Origin of the sequence: uncultured Succinatimonas sp., from assembly GCF_905203285.1 — a bacterium.
Taxonomy (GTDB): domain Bacteria; phylum Pseudomonadota; class Gammaproteobacteria; order Enterobacterales; family Succinivibrionaceae; genus Succinatimonas.
In genome coordinates this window covers 41,394-59,225 of the sequence record NZ_CAJKVK010000002.1, presented here as the reverse complement: position 1 = coordinate 59,225, position 17,832 = coordinate 41,394, and the positions used below count along the sequence as shown (strand labels likewise).

The window sequence follows — 17,832 nt, the reverse complement described above, 5'->3', positions numbered from 1 at the left end:
TTGCTCAAAGAAAATTAAAATTGTCCAAAAAAGATCGTAAAAGCCGGCACGAGGCCGGCTTTTTTATAAACTTCAGGATCTTATTAACCGCCGAAGTTATCAAAGAGGATGTTTTCGTCTTCAACACCCAAGGAGTGGAGCATATCCACAGCAGACTTGGTCATCATCGGAGGACCGCACATGTAGAACTCGCAATCTTCAGGATTCTTATGATTCTTCAGATACTGTTCATACAAGACGTTGGCGATGAAGCCGGTGAGGCCGGTCCAATGATCTTCAGGGAGAGGATCTGACAAAGCCAAGTGCCAAGTGAAGTTAGGATGCTCTTTTGCAAGCTGGTTGAACTCGTCAACATAGAAAGCTTCTCTTAAGGAACGGGCACCGTACCAGAAAGAGATGCGACGCTTGCTGTTTAAGCGCTTCAACTGATCGAAAATGTGTGAACGCATCGGGGCCATACCGGCACCGCCGCCGATGAATACCATTTCATTGTCGGTCTCACGAGCAAAGAACTCGCCGAACGGACCTGAAATAGTAACCTTATCACCGGGCTTCAAGCTCCAAATATAGGAGGACATGATCCCAGGAGGGATTTCCTTAAGCTGGCGAAGCGGAGGAGTTGCGATACGGACGTTGAGCATAATAAGGCCTTTCTCACCGGGATAGTTGGCCATGGAGTATGCACGGGTGGTCGGCTCGTCAACTTTTGACACGAGGTCAAACAGATGGAAGTGTTCCCAGTCCTTACGATACTGCTCAGGGATATCATAATCCTTGTAGTAAACGGTATGGGCAGGGGCTTCAATCTGGATGTAGCCGCCGGCGCGGAACGGAACTTCCTCGCCTTCAGGGATGCGCAAGCGCAGCTCTTTAATGAAGGTAGCAACGTTTTCATTGGAAATAACGGTGCATTCCCATTTCTTAACGCCGAATACTTCAGCAGGCAACTCGATTTCGCAATCGTTCTTGACGGTTACCTGGCAGGCAAGACGCCAGCCTTCACGGATCTGACGCTTGGTGAAGTGTGCGTACTCAATCGGCAGAACGTCGCCGCCGCCTTTAACGACTTTAACCTTGCACTGACCGCAAGCACCGCGGCCGCCGCAGGCTGAAGAAACGAACACGCCCTTATCGGACAAATCGTTTAACAGCTTGTTGCCGGCAGGGCAAGTCAATGCCAACTTCGGATCGCCGTTAACACCGATGGTGACGTCACCTTCCTGCACTAAGAAGCGTTTAGCTGCAAGAATCAAACCTACCAGCACTGCAATGATGACAACGAACATCACAACGCCGGACACAATTGTAAACATGTTACCTCCTTAGAGCTGAATGCCTGAGAAGGACATGAAGCCTAAGGCCATCAGTCCTGCGGTTATGAAAGTCAGGCCGATGCCGCGCAGACCAGCCGGAGTATCGGAGTACTTTAATTTCTCACGAATAGCGGCAAGCAATGCGATGGCTAATGCCCAAGAGAGACCTGAACCTAAACCGTAGACGACGGATTCGGCGAAGTTGTACTCACGGAGAACCATGAAGGACACACCGGCGAAGATAACGCAGTTTACGGTAATGAGCGGTAAGAAAATACCCAAGGCGCTATAGAGGCTCGGTACGAATTTATCAAGGAACATTTCCAAGATCTGTACGATAGCTGCAATAACGCCGATCCAGGTAATAAAGCTCAAGAACGAGAGGTCAAGGCCCTGAATCAAGGCATCAGGCTTTAACACGTAGGTATTGATGAGGTTGTTGGCAGGAACGGCCAAAATCTGCACCATAACTACGGCAAGGCCCAAACCTACGGAAGTGGTAACTTTCTTTGAAACTGCAAGGAAAGTACACATACCGAGGAAGAAGGACAAAGCCATGTTCTCGATAAAAATACTCTTAACAAAGAGGGAAAGATAATGTTCTAACATTATTAGTAATCCTCCTTATGAGTATCGTATTCGGCAGGCTCGATAAGTTCCTTACGATAGCTCTTGACGGCCCAAATCAAAAGACCGACCAAGAAGAAGCCGCAAGGAGGCATTACGAGGAGACCGCACGGAACATACCAGCCACCGTTGTTAACGGTTTCCATGATGGTGATGCCGAACCAGGATCCGGCGCCGAAGATTTCACGGAAAGTAGCGATAATGCAGAGCACGACCATGTAGCCGATACCGTTGCCCAAGCCGTCAAAGAATGACTGAACGGGCGGATACTTCAAAGCAAAGCCTTCGGTACGACCCATAACGATACAGTTAGTGATGATCAAACCGACATATACGGACAATTGCTTTGACAGATCGTAGGCAAATGCTCTTAAGATCTGGTCAACGACGATAACCAAGGAAGCGATAATGGTCATCTGAGCGATGATTCGCACGCTGCTTGGAATGTAATTACGAGTAAGGGATACCGCGTAGTTTGACAAAGCGGTAACCGCCGTTACGGAAATACCCATAACGAACGCTGTTTTCATGCTTGAGGTAACAGCAAGAGTGGAGCAGATACCCAGAATCTGAATCATCACCGGGTTATTGGTGATAAGAGGCTCTAGGAAAGCTTCTCTCCAAGTAGGGACCTTTACATCACTCATTTAAGGATCTCCCCCTTGCGAAGGTTGTCAAGAAACGGCTTATATGCATCGCCGAACCAGTAATGAACGGCATTATTAACGCCATTTGAAGTCAAAGTAGCGCCTGATAATGCGTCAACGTCAAAGTCCTTACCGGGACCTTCACGATCCGGGACTTTGGTAATGTTCAAAGCGTATTCACCGTCGGCGTTTTCAAGCTTCTTACCCTGCCAAATGGCCTGCCAGCGCGGGTTGTCGATTTCACCGCCCAAGCCCGGGGTTTCACCGTGGCTGTAGAAGACGATGCCTTCAACGGTGTTGGCGTCAGTTGACAAAGCTAAGTAGCCGTATGCGGTACTCCACAATGCCTGACCGTAGAACGGGAGGATAATGCGGGTCGGAGTGCCGTTATCATCTTTAGCGATGTAAATCGGCATCAACTTGGCGCGTGAACGGATTTTAGCGATATCTTTATCAGCCGGAATGGCTTCGGAAGCACCAGCCTGCTTTGCTGCTGAAGCGAAATTGTAGCCGTCAGCCTGAGCCTGCATCTCAGGAACGATATTTCCTGAAGCGACGTCAAGCATTCTTGCCTCAATATGCTTTGCATAAGTGTCGGCAACGGTGGTTTCCACGTTGTAGCCGGAAACTTTCAAAATGTTGACCTGACGGTCATTGGCGATTGCAGCCTGCTGGAACGGTCCTAAAGCAACTACCGCACTTGATACCAAGACGGAGCAGACCAAGCAGAATGCAATGATGATGACGAAAGTTCCGACAGCAGAATCTTTATTCAGCTTAAGCACGGCTAACTCTCCTCTTCTTAATATTGCGCAGAGTTGCTAAGTAGTCGAACATCGGTGCGCAGCAGTTGGCGAACAAGATGGCGAGCATCATGCCTTCCGGATATGCCGGGTTAACGACACGAATCAAAATTACCATCACGCCGATCAGAATACCGAAAGCCCATTTGCCGCTGTTGGTAAAGGAGCTTGAGACAGGATCGGTAGCCATGAAGACCAAGCCGAAGGCAAAGCCGCCCAAAACGAGATGCCACATGAAGTTCATGGAGAACATCGGGTTGGTGTCGGAGCCGATGGCGTTAAACATGGTAGAGCACAGGAAAGCACCGATCAAAACGCCGAGCATGATGCGGGCGGATGCGATGCCGGTAACCAGGATGATTACGGCGCCTACCAAAATCATTAAGGTTGAACCTTCACCGATACAGCCGGGGATGTTACCTAAGAATGCGTCCATCCAGGTGATCTTCTCACCGGCGAAGTTGACTAAAGCGTCAACGCCGCCTTCCTGCCACTGGGCAAGAGGAGTTGCACCCGAGAAGCCGTCAACCGGAACCCAGCAGTTGGTACCTGAAATGCTTGCAGGATATGCAAAGAACAAGAAGGCACGACCTGCCAAAGCAGGGTTCATGAAGTTGCGGCCGGTACCGCCGAACAATTCTTTAGCGATAACGACGCCGAAGGAAATACCTAAGGCTGCCTGCCATAAAGGAATTGACGGAGGAACGATGAGGGCAAACAAGATAGAGGTTACGAAGAAGCCTTCGTTAACTTCATGCTTACGGACGATGCAGAACAGAACTTCCCAGAAACCGCCGACGGCAAAGACGACGATGTAAATAGGAAGGAAGTGGACTGCGCCGATTAACATCTTGCTGTAGAAGCCGGCATCAGCACCGAGCGATCCGCCTAACATCTGCACTAAAGCATAGTGATAGTCATAGCTAAAGAGCTTGTAGGAAGCGGATGCGATATCGGCGGCATTAGGCAATGAAGCGATAGCGCCGATGGTCTGGTTGCCTACGTTATACCAGCCCCATAACATGGCCGGGAGAACGGCAAACCATACGATGATCATGATGCGCTTCAAATCAACGAAGTCGCGGACATGAGTTGAACCGGTGGTTACCTTGCCCGGGGTGAATAAGAAGGTAAAAGTGCCTTCGTAGAGAGGATACAGCTTCTCAAGGACGCCGCCCTTCTCAAACATAGGCGCAAATTTTTTCATTATCTCTAACAACACGGCTTAACCCTCCAGCTCGATCTTAGTCAAGCTTCTGCGGAGCAAAGGACCGTAATCGGTCTTGCCAGGACATGCGTAAGTGCACAAAGCCAAGTCTTCTTCGGCAAGCTCTAACAAGCCAAGGAGCTTTGCCTGATCAACGTCGTTGATTTCAATGGCACGCAGCAGCATGGTAGGTTCCATATCAAACGGGAATACCTTCTCGTACTGTCCGATAGGAACCATCGGGCGCGGACCGCCGTTTAAAGCGGTATTGAAGGTATAAGCGGCCGGTTTGAAGAAAGCCGAAGCGAATGCACGGGATACAGAATGACGGTTAAAGCCCGGACCCATCCAGCCGAGGAACTCATTCATGGTGCCCTCTTCGATAAGGGAAACCTGAAGATGATAACGGCCTAAATATGCAAACGGACCTACTGCCTTATTGCCCCACAGTACGCTGCCTGCGATAACGCGGACGCCGTGAGGGGCGTTGGCGATTTCGCCTGCGGTCAGCTCGCTTACTGAAGCACCCTGGTAGGTAGATACCAGACGCGGGTTATTGGCGCAGGGACCTGCAACGGAAATGACGCGCTTACCGTAGTACTGACCTTCGGTAAACAAATGACCGATTGCGATTACATCCTGATAGCCGATGTGCCAAACGGTCTTGGTATCGGAAACAGGATCAAGGAAATGAATGTGAGTTCCCGGCAAACCTGCAGGATGCGGACCGGTGAAAACTTCTTCGCTTACGTTATTTGCGGTGCAGGAAGGTAAAGAACCTTCGGCTTTGCAGACGTATACCTTGAAATCGCCTAAACGGCTTAACACCTTAAGGCCATTGAGGAAAGCTTCGGGATCGGCGCTAATTACCACTTTCGGATCGGCGGCAAGCGGATTAGTGTCCATTGCCGTGACGAATAATGAGTGCGGTAAAGTATTGACGGCAGGGATCTTGTCAAACGGACGGGCACGGAAAGCTGTCCACATGCCGGACTCGACGAGCTCATCAATGACTTCTTTTGAAGTCAGATCCATTAATTTGTCGGCCGGGGTCTTCTTAAACTCAACGCTCTTGCCGTTCGGATCAATTTCAATTACAACTGACTGCAGGACACGTCTCTCACCGCGATTTACGGCTACAACCTTTCCCGCAACCGGAGCGGTAAAACGTGCTCCGGGATTTTTCTTATCCTCGAAAAGAACCTGTCCTTTTTTGACGACGTCGCCTGTTTCAATCGCCATGGAAGGTCTCAAGCCGGGATGATCACACACGCCTAAGATACCGACGTGAGTTACCGCTGGAGACTCTCCTATAGATTGCAGAGGCTGGCCGCCGATCGGCAGGTCCAATCCTTTTTTGATGTTAATCATAGGCGGTTCCAATCCTAAACTTCTGGGAGAAAACAACTACTCCACTGCAAATCCTCTTAAATTGAGCGGTATTTTTATTGGTAATAAAAGCCAAACTCAAATAAGCAGACTTAATCGGATAAATTTTATCATAAATATGAAAAAGTAATTTACGAAAATTACGCGCTTTTGTACTGCGTCAACATTTTGCAAAAAATTTGTTCTATCTATTAAAAATTTTTAAAAAGCGTCTTGACTGATGCAAATTCATCATTTTGCATGTTTAAAGAATGGAAAAACGCGCCCTACTCAAAGACCGACCCTTTACCGTTCCACGGCGCGACCTTAAATAAAAGAAGCATTCCGGGGATGGCAAGCAGCGTACATAAAATAAAGAAATTTTCCCAGCCAAGCCCCTCGACCAAAAATCCCGTCGCGGCATTGCAGAAAGTACGAGGAACCGCAGAAAAGGAAGTTAAAAGCGCAAATTGCGTTGCAGTATAAGCTGGATTGGTTTCACGCGCGATAAAGGACACGAAAGCCGCGGTACCAAGTCCCGTACCTAAGGCTTCAGCACCGATCACCAGGGCTAAAAGCCACACTCCGGCTTTGCCTTCGCCGCCTGCGTGCGCAAGCCACACGAAACCTAAAATCGTCACCATCTGCGCAATACCGAAAAGCCACAGCGCCTTGTTGATGCCGATTTTAAGCATGATGACGCCGCCCAGCAGTCCGCCTGCCACCATTGACCATAAGCCTGCGTTCTTGGCGACGATGCCGATTGTCGTGAGATTAAATCCCATATCCATATAAAACGGCGTGGCAAGCGCCGTTGCCATCGAATCGCCGATTTTATATAAAAAGACAAAGGCTACGGTTAAAAGAGCGGCAAAAACACCGCGCCTTTTTAAAAACTCGGAAAAAGGCTCGACCACGGCCTGCTTTAAAGTGCGCGGCGTATGTGCAACCTTAGGCTCTTTTAAAAAGACGCTTAGAATAAAGCCCGGCAGCAAAGCGCAGCCTGTTATGGTAAAAACCGCGTGCCAGGGCAGGATATCGGCTAAAATCAGCGACAAACCGCCCGGGACTAAACTTGAAATGCGATAGGCGTTAACAAAAAGCGAGTTGCCAAGGCCAAGCTCGTTATCAGGCAAGATTTCGCGCCGATATGCGTCAATGACTATATCCTGACTTGCCGAAGCAAAAGCGACCAAAAGCGCAAAAAAAGATACCAAAGCCATCGAGTGCTGCGGCTTTAAAAAGCCTAATGAGCTGATTAACACGATAAGAGCAAGCTGCGTAACAAGCATCCAGCCGCGCCTTCTGCCTAAATTAAACAGAGTAAAACGATCTAAAAAAGGCGCCCACAAAAATTTCCAGGTATAAGGGATCATGATAAGCGACATGATCCCGATGATTTTCAGATCAATTCCTTCTTTGCGCAGCCAGGCCGACATCAGATTCAACAGGACAAAAAGCGGCAAACCGGATGAAAATCCGGTTATAAGACAAATGCCCATGTTTTTGGAAAAGATTTGCGCGGCAAGCGTCGGCTTGTTTTCTTTACCTGCCGCTTCTTGTGAGACCATATCAGTCGCGGAAATTGTTGTACTGCAGCGGCTGGGAAAGTTCGGCCCCGCGCACTAACGCAATAACCGCCTGCAAATCGTCGCGCTTTTTACCGCTTACTCTTACGGTATCGTCATTGATTTTCGCGTCAACTTTAATTTTGGAATCTTTTATAAGCTTGATAATCTTTTTGCCCAGATCTTTATCAATGCCTTCTTTAAATTTCACGGTCTGAATCGATTTTTTGCCAGAACGGGTAATTTCCCCGAATTCAGCTGCCGTAGCTTCGATATTGCGCTTAACGAGCTTGCCGCGCAAAATGTCATCCATCTGCTGCACCTGAAATTCTTCGTCAGCCTCGACCTTAACCGTAAGCTCCTGCTTGTTTAAAGTAAATGCCGCCTCAACGCCGCGAAAATCATAGCGGCTTTGCAGTTCACGATTGGCATTATCCACGGCGTTTTGCAGTTCATCTTTTTTAATTTCCGAAACAATGTCAAATGACGGCATATTTACTTACTCCTTAAGAAAAGCTGCCAAAGTTTCATCAAGACCTGAAACGTCAAGCTTCAGATCATGCATGATTTCTTTACGGGTTCCTTCCATGATATAGCGATCAGGAAGTCCCAAATTTAAAACTTTAATCTGCCTGTCGCAGCGCTCACGCTGCACGAAAGAGGCAATCTCCTCACCGATGCCGCCCTTTACCACACCGTCCTCAACAGTAACGATGCGCTCATGAGTTTTCATCAGCTCTTTAACCAAAGCCTCATCCCAAGGCTTTATAAAACGCATGTCAACAAGGGTATAGCCTTTGGTTTTAGCGTATTCAAGATAATCCTGCGAGAAAGCGCCAAAGCACAGCAATACGGTTTTAGCACCTTCACATAAGATTCTGCCCTTGCCAAGCTCTACGGTATCATCAAGCGTTATACCGTCAAGATCGCCGGCGCCTTCAGTACGCGGATAACGCACCGCACAGGGCTTGCCGAGCTTAAATCCGGTGTTTAGCATCTTATAAAGTTCATCACGCGATGACGGCGCCATGATAATAAGATTGGGAATTGCCTTTAACGCCGCGATATCAAAAGCACCGTGATGAGTAGGACCGTCAGGACCTACTACGCCCGCTCTGTCAATGGCGAGCATAATCGGCAGATCCTGCAAAGCCAAATCATGGAACACGCTGTCATAAGCGCGCTGCAGGAATGTTGAGTAAATCGCGACCACAGGGCGCATTCCTCCTGCGGCAAGTCCCGAGGCAAAAACAAGAGAATGTTCTTCGGCAATAGCCACGTCAAAAAAGCGCTCTGGGTATCTTTTGGCAAACTCATCAAGCGCCGATCCGATACGCATGGCGGGAGTAATGCCGACCAACTTGTCGTTTTGTGCCGCCTTATCGCACATCCAGCGGCCGAAAACCGCGGAAAAAGAGCGATCGGAAGGAAAAGGAGTCGGATGAACGCCTTCAGCGGGGTCAAAGCGCGGGACTCCGTGATAGCAAATCGGATCTTTTTCAGCAGGAGGATAGCCTTTTCCTTTGCAGGTAACGACATGCAGGAACTGCAAACCGCCTATTTCCTTGACGTTCTGCAGGATCTGCACCAAACCTCTGACATCATGGCCGTCCACGGGTCCTATATAATTAAAGCCGAATTCCTCAAACAAGGTACCGGGCATGATCATGCCTTTGACATGCTCTTGCGCCCTTAAAGCAAAACGCCTTATCGCCGGCAATTTTTCCAAAACCTTTTTTCCGCCCTCGACAAGCTTGGCGTAATGAGGATTGGACAATACCCGCGACAATCCTTGGGCAAGTCCGCCGACATTTTCTGAAATGCTCATCTCGTTATCATTTAAGATGACAAGAAGATTTACGCCCTTATCGATAAAGGCTCCGGCATGATTCAACGCTTCAAACGCCATACCGCCTGACAGCGCACCGTCGCCTATTACCGCGACCACATGGCGCTTACTTTTAAGTTTATGCTGCGCCACGGCTATGCCTAAGGCAGATCCTATGGACGTTGACGCGTGTCCCGTGGATAAAACGTCATAAGGGGTCTCTCCGCGCCAGATAAACGCGTGCAATCCGCCTTTTTGCCTGATGGTGGCAAGTTCTTTACGATGTCCGGTTAAAATTTTATGCGGATATGCCTGATGACCAACATCCCAAATCAAAAAATCATCAGGAGTATCAAACACATAATGCAGCGCCACGGTGAGCTCGACAACGCCGAGTCCCGACGCTAAATGACCTGCGGTTTTACTTACGGTATCAATTAAGGTTTGCCTCACCTCCCGGCAAAGCTCGGGAAGCTGAGAGCGACTTAGTTTTCTGACATCGGCCGCATCATGAATTTTATCCAAAAGCGGCATTAAATCCTTTTCTTCCATTTATCAGTGATCGCGACTTACGGTAAATTCTGCAAAAGCTTTTAAAAATGTGGTATCGCAGCTTAGTATACTTAATTTATCTTGTGCTTTCTGTGCGGTCTGCCGCGCATAGAGTTTTGCCTCTTCAAGTCCCATAAGGGCAGGATAAGTGCTCTTATCAAGACCTTCGTCACTGCCGACCGGCTTGCCGATAACCGCGGTATCACCGATTACGTCAAGCACGTCGTCCCAAACCTGAAAGGCAAGACCGGTTAAAGCGGCATATTCATCCAAAACGACTTTAGTTTTTTCATCGGCATCGGCGCAAACGGCACCCATGGCGACTGCCGCGCGAATCAGCGCCCCGGTCTTTTTGGAGTGCAGAACTTTTAATCTCTCAAGCGGAATATGCTTGCCCTCGGCATCCAGATCCATGGCCTGTCCGCCGCACATGCCGGAAAATCCCGCGCCTTTGGCTAAAACCGCACACAGATCTCCTCTAAGCTCTCCGCTAAGACCTGATTTTTTATCACTGGCAAATTCAAAGCCTAAAGTCTGCAGCGCGTCGCCTGCAAGTAAAGCGGTAGCCTGCCCGAACTTCTTATGAACCGTTGGATGGCCGCGGCGCAGCTCATCATCGTCCATTTCAGGCATGTCGTCATGAATAAGGGAATAAGCGTGAATGCATTCGACCGCGGCCGCGGCATAATCAAGTACCGCATCGCTTGCGCCCAATGCCTTTCCGGTTGCATAAACAAGCAGCGGGCGCGATCTCTTACCGCCTAATATAAGACCGTAGCTCATTGCTTCCTTCAATGACGGAGCACATCCGTCAAAAGCATCAAGACGCGACTGCATAAAAGAGTTAACCCTATTTTTAACCCATAGGGCAAATTCATTTAACTCCACGCTTCCTCCTAAAAAGGGACGTCGTCTGAATCCGCTGCGTCCGCTTTGCTTTGTTCCGCTTCTTCAAGCTGTTTTTGTACTTTAAGTCTTGCAAGTGTGACTTTCTGCGTCATTTCATCAAGACTTTTACGGCAGGAAAGCACGAGCTCCATGCCTTTGCCGTAAGCGGCAATGGCATCGTCAATTGACATCTGACCGTTTTCAAGCGCGGCTACAAGCTGTTCAAGCTCCGAAAGCCGCTCTTCCAAACTAAGATCTTTTTTCCCTGCCATAATTGCTCCGTCATTAAGCGCGCAAATCGCCGTCAAAGTCATTTTTGACGCCTGCGACAATCTTATTTGCCAGATCTTCGACCACACTGTCCTCAAGAGTGCGGTCAGGATCCTGGAAAATAACGCCTAAAGCAAGACTGCGCTTGTCGCCAAGTGATGCATCCTCAAAGACGTCAAAGACGCGTACTTCTTTGATTATCGGGCTTATGCCCTTAATCAAATCGACGACGGCTACTGCCTCAACATCCTTATTCAAGACGAAAGCAAAATCACGACGTACGGACGGGAACTTGGAGATCGGTGCATAAAGCGGGATTTTGCGCGTAACAATCGCAGATTTTTCAATTTCAAATACGCCGACAGGCTGCTTAAAGCCCAAAGCTTTTTGAGCAAGAGGATGCAGCATGCCGACTACGCCGACTTTACGTCCGTTTAAATAAAGATCAGCGCCCTGACCAGGGTGCAGGAACTTACATTGAGTACGAACCCACTTAAAGGCCTTAGGATCGGCAGTTAATGACAAAACGGCTTCCACGGTGCCTTTAACGTCAAAGAAATCGACGGGACGGCTCTTTATATTCCACAACTCATCATCGTTATCACCGACGCAGATACCGGCAAGCATTGCTTCCTGACGGACTCCGTTCTCCGCGTCCTTGTCGATAATGTAGCGCAAACCGTTTTCAAACAAACGTACGCGCTTTTGCTGACGGTTGACATTATATTTGGCGACCACGGCAAGGCTTGCAAGCAAAGTGGTACGCATCGCCGACATCTCGGATGAAATCGGAGAGGTAAGCATCAAAGGATGTGCATCGTCAAATACGCTTAACACTTTAGGATCGGTAAAGGAATAAGTAATGGCCTCAAGATAACCGTTATCGGTCATGACGTCCCTTATTCTTCTATCCTTAACTACATGCTCCGCCTCATGGGTCATGTACAAATCGGAAACCGGCAGACTGTTTTCAATATTGTTGTAGCCGTGAATTCTTGCAACTTCCTCGATTAAATCCTCTTCAATCGCGATATCAAAACGGAAGCTCGGGGAAGTGGCGGTAAAGCCGTCGGCGGTCTTGGTCGGATTTAAATCAAGACGCGACAAAATATTAAAGACTTCGTCATCGTCAATGCGCTTGCCTAAAACTTTGGCAAGGCGATCGCGGCGCAAGGCAATAGGATTATAAACGGGCAAGAGATCTTCATGCTCGACGCCGTTTATAGGACCTGCCGTGCCGCCTGCAATCTGCAGCAGCAAATCGGTAGCGCGTTCCATGGCAAGACGCTGCACAAAAGGATCGACTCCGCGCTCGTAACGATGTGAAGCATCGGTATTAAGTCCGTACTCACGGGCGCGTCCTTTGATGGCAACCGGAGAGAAGAAAGCAGCCTCAAGCAGAACGTCGGTGGTAGCATCGTTGATGCCTGAATTCAAGCCGCCGAAGATTCCGGCAAGGGCAACCGGTCCCTTGGCGTCGGCAATTACCAAAGTATTAGGCTTTAACGCAACCTCATCGCCTGACAGCAAGGTAAGCTTTTCGCCCTCTTTTGCCATTCTGACGATAATTTTTTCATTTAAATTATTTAAATCAAAAGAATGCAGCGGCTGGCACAGCTCAAGCATCACGTAATTGGTGACGTCAACGATGGGTGACACGGAGCGGATGCCGCAGCGGCGCAGTCTTTCGGTCATCCACAAAGGACTTTTGGCCTTCTGGTTGACGCCGTGAATGATTCTGCACAAATAACGCGGGCAAGCCTCAGGGGCCTCTACCTCAACCGGGAAAATATCCTCACATGTGGCAGGAACGTTCTTAAAATCAGGCTCATGCACGTCGGTATTAAGCAATACGCCCACTTCGCGGGCAAGACCGCGAATGCCGAGGCAATCAGGACGGTTGGTGGTAAGGTCTACTTCGATAGCGCTGTCATCAAGCTGCATGTACTCATGGACATCCATACCGATAGGAGCATCCTCAGGAAGCTCGATAATGCCGTCAGACTCTTCGGCCATTCCAAGTTCAGCATAAGAGCAAAGCATGCCGCAGGAATCAACGCCGCGAAGCTTTGCCGCCTTAATCGTAATGCCGGGAAGCTTGGCACCGACCAGGGAAACCGCGACCTTAAGACCTTCTCTGCAGTTAGGAGCACCGCAGACAATCTGCAAAAGCTCACCTGTGCCCGCATCAACCTTGGTTACGTGCAAGTGATCGGAATCAGGATGGTTAAAGCACTCGACAACTTTACCTACGACGACTTTGTCAAATTCTCCGCAAACGGGAGAAACGGTATCAACCTCAAGACCTGCCATGGTGATCATGTCAGAAAGTTCATCTGCGCTTAAGGTATTGGGAACCCAAGTATCAATCCACTTTTTATTAAATCTCATTTTCTTTAATTCCGTCTTAAATTCCGATTAAGCAAACTGCTTTAAGAAACGCATGTCGTTTTCAAAGAAAGCGCGTAAATCATTTACGCCGTAGCGCAGCATGGTAAGGCGCTCAACGCCCATACCGAAGGCAAAGCCCACGTATTTTTCAGGGTCAACGCCGACATTCTTAAGCACGTTGGGATGAACCATACCGCAGCCTAAAACTTCAAGCCATTTGCCGCCTTTACGCTTAACGTCAACCTCGGCTGACGGCTCGGTAAACGGGAAATAGGACGGACGGAAGCGCACCTCAAGCTCTTCTTCAAAGAAGTTACGCAAAAACTCGTATAAAACGCCCTTTAACTCGGCAAAAGACGAATGCTCTTCAACCAAAAGGCCTTCAACCTGATGGAACATCGGGGTATGGGTCATATCGTAATCGTTACGGTACACGCGGCCCGGAGCGATGATGCGGATAGGCGGCTTCTGTTTTTCCATAGTACGGATCTGCACAGAAGAAGTCTGGGAACGAAGCAATAGACCGTTCTCAAGCATAAAAGTATCGTGGGAGGCACGGGCCGGATGGTGCGGAGGCAGATTTAAAGCGTCAAAATTATGATAATCATCTTCAATCTCCGGTCCGCCTACGGTGGTAAAACCCATGGAGCCGAATAATTCTTCAATACGCTCGATAGTACGGGTCACCGGATGAATGTTTCCGCGCTCGCTGTGACGACCCGGCAATGAAATATCGACTTTTTCTTTGGCAAGCTTTTCGTCCATAACGGCTTTTTCAATAGCAATGCGTCGTTCTTCAATCGCGGCGATAACAGCCTGCTTGTTTTCATTAACCAAAGCGCCGCGCTGCGGGCGTTCTTCTGCTGACAAAGCGGCAAGCTCTTTCATAAATTGAGCGAAAATACCTTTTTTGCCTAAATAATTAACGCGGACCGTATCTAATTCTTGGAGAGTTTTAGCGCCTTTGGCGGCATTTACGCCATTTTCTTTGGCTTCGACTAATTTGTCCATCGGTTTAATCCATACACAGTAACGGGAATTTTTCCCAAAAATAAACTGAAACGATCATATAATTATCGCACGTAACGGCAAGATCGTCATCTGTTTTTAAAACACGATGCCGTTTTACGCATCCGCCGCGTTAAAAACGGCATAAAAACGCCGAAAACGTGATAAAAAATAAAGTATCCTTTCATATTTAAAAGAATTTTTGTAAAACGGATGAAAAATCAAGGTACCAAAACCGATGTTTAAACCGCTTACTTTAGCCATAGCCATGCGCTACCTGCTTGCAAGAAAGACACACAAGTTTGCAAGCTTTGTCGCGCTTATCTCAACTATCGGCATCGCTTTGGGCGTAAGCGCTTTAATTATCGTCACTTCGGTAATGCAGGGACTTCAGGACAGACTTAAAGATAATCTTCTTGGCACAACTGCCCATCTTATCGTCTCATCCGATTCATCTCTTGACGCAGCGACCCTTACCTCCCTTCCTCATATTATTGCCATAACTCCTTACGTAAAAGGACAGGCTTTGCTGCAAAGCGATAACGGCATCGTCCTTGTCAACGTCGAAGGCGAGGACACTTCAAGGCTTGACTTTAATTTAAAAAAACCTGACGCGTTAAACGACGATATACCATCCGGATCTTTTGAGATTTATGCCGATATGGGGCTTTTAATGAAGCTTAATCTTAACCTTAATGACAAAGTAAGACTTATTAGCACGCAAAATGCCCGCTACACGCCTTTAGGCCTTACCCCGTCCCAGCGCATCTTTTATATAAAAGGAGCACTGCCGTCACTTATGGGAAACAACGACGTCCCTACGGTTAAAGGCAATTACTTAGATATAAAAAAGCTTTTAAGGATAAATAATAAAAAAGCCTCCTACCGTTTATATTTAAGCGATCCTTTTTTAATAAATGAAACGACCGCAAAGCTTCCTCAAAGCTTGACTTACACCACCTGGCAGGACAGCAAAGGAGATTTCTTTAAAGCCGTAGCTATGGAAAAACTTACCATGACGCTTATGCTCTTTTTGGTCATCATCGTCGCGGCTTTTAATATTCTATCCGCGCTTGCCATGATGGTAAGCTCTCGTCTAAGCGAAATCGCCGTACTTAAAACTTTAGGCATGAAAGAAAAATCCATTTTGCTTATTTTCATCATGACAGGTTCAGGCTGCGGCATCCTGGGCACCTTAATCGGTCTTCTTTTAGGCATCCCGCTTACGCAGAACATCACGAAAATCACGGAATTTTTAAAGATTTCAGTTAGCGCAAACGCAACCGAGCTGCCTGCGGTAATATCTCCTATGAATATTACGTTAATTGTTGCAGGTGCGCTCTTTTTATCGCTTCTTTGCACCCTCTACCCTGCCTACAAAGCGGCTAAAACCGATCCGATACGACACTTACAGCAAGGATTCTGAATATGAGTGAGATCATCCTTAAAGTCAGAAATTTAACCCGTACTTACGTTGAGAACAAAGTCTCAACTGCGGTTTTAAAAGGAATTAATCTTGACATAGAAGCAGGTAAAATCACCGCCGTTACCGGAAAATCAGGATCGGGTAAAAGCACGCTTTTGCATATCTTAGGCACTCTTGATAAACCCACTTCAGGAGAAATTATTTTTAAAGGTCAAGATCTTACGACGCTCTCAAATGACGCCAAAGCTGCCTTTCGCAATAAAAATCTAGGTTTTATTTATCAGTTTCACTACCTTTTAGGTGACTTTACCGCACTTGAAAACGTTATGCTGCCAAGCCTAATCGGCGGTAGGTCTGAAAAAGAAGCCAAGGAAAAGGCGCTTAAAATCCTGGAGCAAGTCGGTCTTAAAGACAGAGTTGATTTTCACCCGGGGGAGCTTTCAGGCGGACAAAGGCAGCGCGTCGCTATCGCCAGGGCTCTATGTCACGATCCTGATTTAATTCTTGCCGATGAGCCTACCGGAAATTTGGATGCAACCAATGCCGCTTCTGTATTTGAACTTTTCTCCTCTTTAGTTAAAGAGAAAAAGACTACCGTCATTATGGTTACGCATGATGAAACGCTTGCTACGCTTTGCGACAGAAAAGTAGTAATTAAAGACGGAGTTATTGAAAATTAAATGCTCGCTTTTACTTTAGGTCTGCGTTTTTACCGTTCAAAGCGCTACGGTGCTTTAGCCCGTTTCATGTCTTTTGCTTCCGTCACCGGAATTGCCGTAGGCGTCTTTGCTCTAATCGTCGGACTTTCCGCCATGAACGGATTTGAATACGAGCTTAAAAACCGCGTGCTCTCGGTTATTCCAGCAGCTGAAATCACTTCAAACAGTCCCTACTTTGTTAATGAAAAAGAATGTGTCAATTCTCTTTTATCATCTCCCGATATTCTTGCCGTCGCTCCGGTTATCCGTACCGAAGCCGTCTTAAATAAAGGCGGCAATTTTGCCCCTGTTGCGCTTTTAGGCGTTGACACCAAAAAAGAAGCTAAAGTCATCGATATCGAACGTTTTTTAAGCGTAAAGCTTGATGCCTTGAACACCGGCAATGAAAACGAATACGGCGTCATTCTCGGAGCCGAATGTGCAAGACGGCTTAACGTTTCGGCAGGCGACAGCGTTAAAGTGATTTTATCAAACGCCCTTAATGATAATAGCGACAACCCTTTAAGCCGTCCTGCCGACGCAATTTTAAAAGTGGTAGGAACTTTAAAAATAGGCGGTGAGCTTGATGCGGCTTTTGCCTTGATTTCAATAGACAATGCCAAAAGTCTTCTTGATATAAAAGGTCCCAATTCTTTTCATATTAAGGTCAAAGACATGCTTAACGTGCGTGATGAAGTTCTAAAGGCCGCCGCAGACTTTCCGCAAAGCGCCGGACTTAAAACCTGGATGACCACGCAAGGTAAACTTTATCACGACATTCAGATGATCCGATCGATAATGAATCTCGTGATGCTCCTTGTCATGGCGGTAGCTTCATTTAATATCGTGTCAAACTTAATCATGGCGGTAAGCGAGAAAAGCCGTGAAATCGCGATCCTTTTAACCGCCGGAGCCACGGGCGGTCTTATTATCCGCACCTTTACCGTAATGGGAGTTATATCAGGTGCTTGCGGCACGTTAATCGGCACGGTCGCAGGATGCGTTTTATCTTTAACGCTTACGCCCGTTTTAGGATTTTTTGAAAGTATTTTTAATATAAAACTGTTAAATCCCAAGATATATTTTATCGATTTCATTCCTTCACAATTGCTTATAAGTGATGTCATAATGGTGGCATGCTGTGCTTTATGCATGAGCTTTATCGCGTCTTTATATCCTGCGATAAAAGCCTCAAAAATAAGACCGGCTGAAGAACTTAGCGGCAATTAAAAGGAGAA

Annotated in this window: 16 protein-coding genes; 3 read left to right on the top strand and 13 right to left on the bottom strand. The window is 47.6% G+C overall.

The features are described from left to right. Positions 1 to 83: 83 nt before the first annotated feature. The 13 genes from nqrF to pheS all read right to left on the bottom strand — a co-directional run bounded on the left by nqrF (position 84) and on the right by pheS (position 14,473). Positions 84 to 1,313 carry an NADH:ubiquinone reductase (Na(+)-transporting) subunit F gene (nqrF, locus tag QZ019_RS00630; RefSeq protein ID WP_294564847.1) on the bottom strand — a complete coding sequence of 410 codons (1,230 nt, stop codon included), beginning with the start codon at positions 1,311 to 1,313 and terminating at the stop codon, positions 84 to 86. Between the two features lie 9 nt (positions 1,314 to 1,322). Continuing rightward, a complete protein-coding gene (gene nqrE, locus QZ019_RS00625) occupies positions 1,323 to 1,922 on the bottom strand; it encodes an NADH:ubiquinone reductase (Na(+)-transporting) subunit E (protein ID WP_294564845.1) in 600 nt (199 codons plus the stop codon). A gap of 2 nt (positions 1,923 to 1,924) precedes the next feature. Beyond that, entirely contained in the window at positions 1,925 to 2,587 is a 663-nt protein-coding gene (locus QZ019_RS00620) for an NADH:ubiquinone reductase (Na(+)-transporting) subunit D (RefSeq protein ID WP_294564843.1), read from the bottom strand. After that, complete coding sequence (locus QZ019_RS00615; protein WP_295481588.1) at positions 2,584 to 3,372, bottom strand: Na(+)-translocating NADH-quinone reductase subunit C; 789 nt, start codon at positions 3,370 to 3,372, stop codon at positions 2,584 to 2,586. Before QZ019_RS00615 ends, QZ019_RS00620 begins: the two co-directional genes overlap by 4 nt. Continuing rightward, positions 3,365 to 4,597: an NADH:ubiquinone reductase (Na(+)-transporting) subunit B gene (locus QZ019_RS00610; protein WP_295481614.1), complete on the bottom strand. Its 1,233-nt coding sequence runs from the start codon at positions 4,595 to 4,597 to the stop codon at positions 3,365 to 3,367. The genes QZ019_RS00615 and QZ019_RS00610 overlap by 8 nt, the downstream gene beginning before the upstream one ends. 18 nt (positions 4,598 to 4,615) lie before the next feature. Next, positions 4,616 to 5,968, bottom strand: a complete 1,353-nt coding sequence (locus QZ019_RS00605) for a Na(+)-translocating NADH-quinone reductase subunit A (protein ID WP_295481587.1) — start codon at positions 5,966 to 5,968, stop codon at positions 4,616 to 4,618. A 284-nt stretch (positions 5,969 to 6,252) separates the two neighbouring features. Continuing rightward, positions 6,253 to 7,536, bottom strand: coding sequence for an AmpG family muropeptide MFS transporter (locus QZ019_RS00600; protein ID WP_295481585.1), 1,284 nt, complete (start codon positions 7,534 to 7,536; stop codon positions 6,253 to 6,255). A 1-nt stretch (position 7,537) separates the two neighbouring features. After that, on the bottom strand, positions 7,538 to 8,026 hold the full coding sequence (locus QZ019_RS00595) for a YajQ family cyclic di-GMP-binding protein (protein WP_294564836.1): 489 nt from the start codon (positions 8,024 to 8,026) through the stop codon (positions 7,538 to 7,540). A gap of 6 nt (positions 8,027 to 8,032) precedes the next feature. After that, the gene (gene dxs / locus QZ019_RS00590; RefSeq protein ID WP_295481582.1) at positions 8,033 to 9,913 is read right to left on the bottom strand and encodes a 1-deoxy-D-xylulose-5-phosphate synthase; all 1,881 of its coding nucleotides are present in this window, start codon (positions 9,911 to 9,913) and stop codon (positions 8,033 to 8,035) included. Between the two features lie 3 nt (positions 9,914 to 9,916). After that, positions 9,917 to 10,801 carry a (2E,6E)-farnesyl diphosphate synthase gene (gene ispA, locus QZ019_RS00585; RefSeq protein WP_295481580.1) on the bottom strand — a complete coding sequence of 295 codons (885 nt, stop codon included), beginning with the start codon at positions 10,799 to 10,801 and terminating at the stop codon, positions 9,917 to 9,919. An 8-nt stretch (positions 10,802 to 10,809) separates the two neighbouring features. Then, positions 10,810 to 11,115, bottom strand: coding sequence for an exodeoxyribonuclease VII small subunit (xseB, locus tag QZ019_RS00580; RefSeq protein ID WP_295481578.1), 306 nt, complete (start codon positions 11,113 to 11,115; stop codon positions 10,810 to 10,812). After that, positions 11,087 to 13,462 carry a phenylalanine--tRNA ligase subunit beta gene (pheT, locus tag QZ019_RS00575; RefSeq protein WP_295481576.1) on the bottom strand — a complete coding sequence of 792 codons (2,376 nt, stop codon included), beginning with the start codon at positions 13,460 to 13,462 and terminating at the stop codon, positions 11,087 to 11,089. Before pheT ends, xseB begins: the two co-directional genes overlap by 29 nt. Before the next feature lie 27 nt (positions 13,463 to 13,489). After that, positions 13,490 to 14,473, bottom strand: coding sequence for a phenylalanine--tRNA ligase subunit alpha (gene pheS, locus QZ019_RS00570; protein ID WP_294564824.1), 984 nt, complete (start codon positions 14,471 to 14,473; stop codon positions 13,490 to 13,492). Positions 14,474 to 14,708: 235 nt separating this feature from the next. Between pheS and QZ019_RS00565 the strand changes: the two genes are divergently transcribed. The 3 genes from QZ019_RS00565 to QZ019_RS00555 are packed head-to-tail and all read left to right on the top strand — an operon-like array spanning position 14,709 to position 17,824. After that, positions 14,709 to 15,896: an FtsX-like permease family protein gene (locus tag QZ019_RS00565; protein ID WP_295481574.1), complete on the top strand. Its 1,188-nt coding sequence runs from the start codon at positions 14,709 to 14,711 to the stop codon at positions 15,894 to 15,896. A 2-nt stretch (positions 15,897 to 15,898) separates the two neighbouring features. Next, positions 15,899 to 16,576: a lipoprotein-releasing ABC transporter ATP-binding protein LolD gene (lolD, locus tag QZ019_RS00560; protein WP_295481572.1), complete on the top strand. Its 678-nt coding sequence runs from the start codon at positions 15,899 to 15,901 to the stop codon at positions 16,574 to 16,576. After that, positions 16,577 to 17,824, top strand: a complete 1,248-nt coding sequence (locus QZ019_RS00555; protein WP_295481570.1) for a lipoprotein-releasing ABC transporter permease subunit — start codon at positions 16,577 to 16,579, stop codon at positions 17,822 to 17,824. Positions 17,825 to 17,832 lie beyond the last annotated feature (8 nt).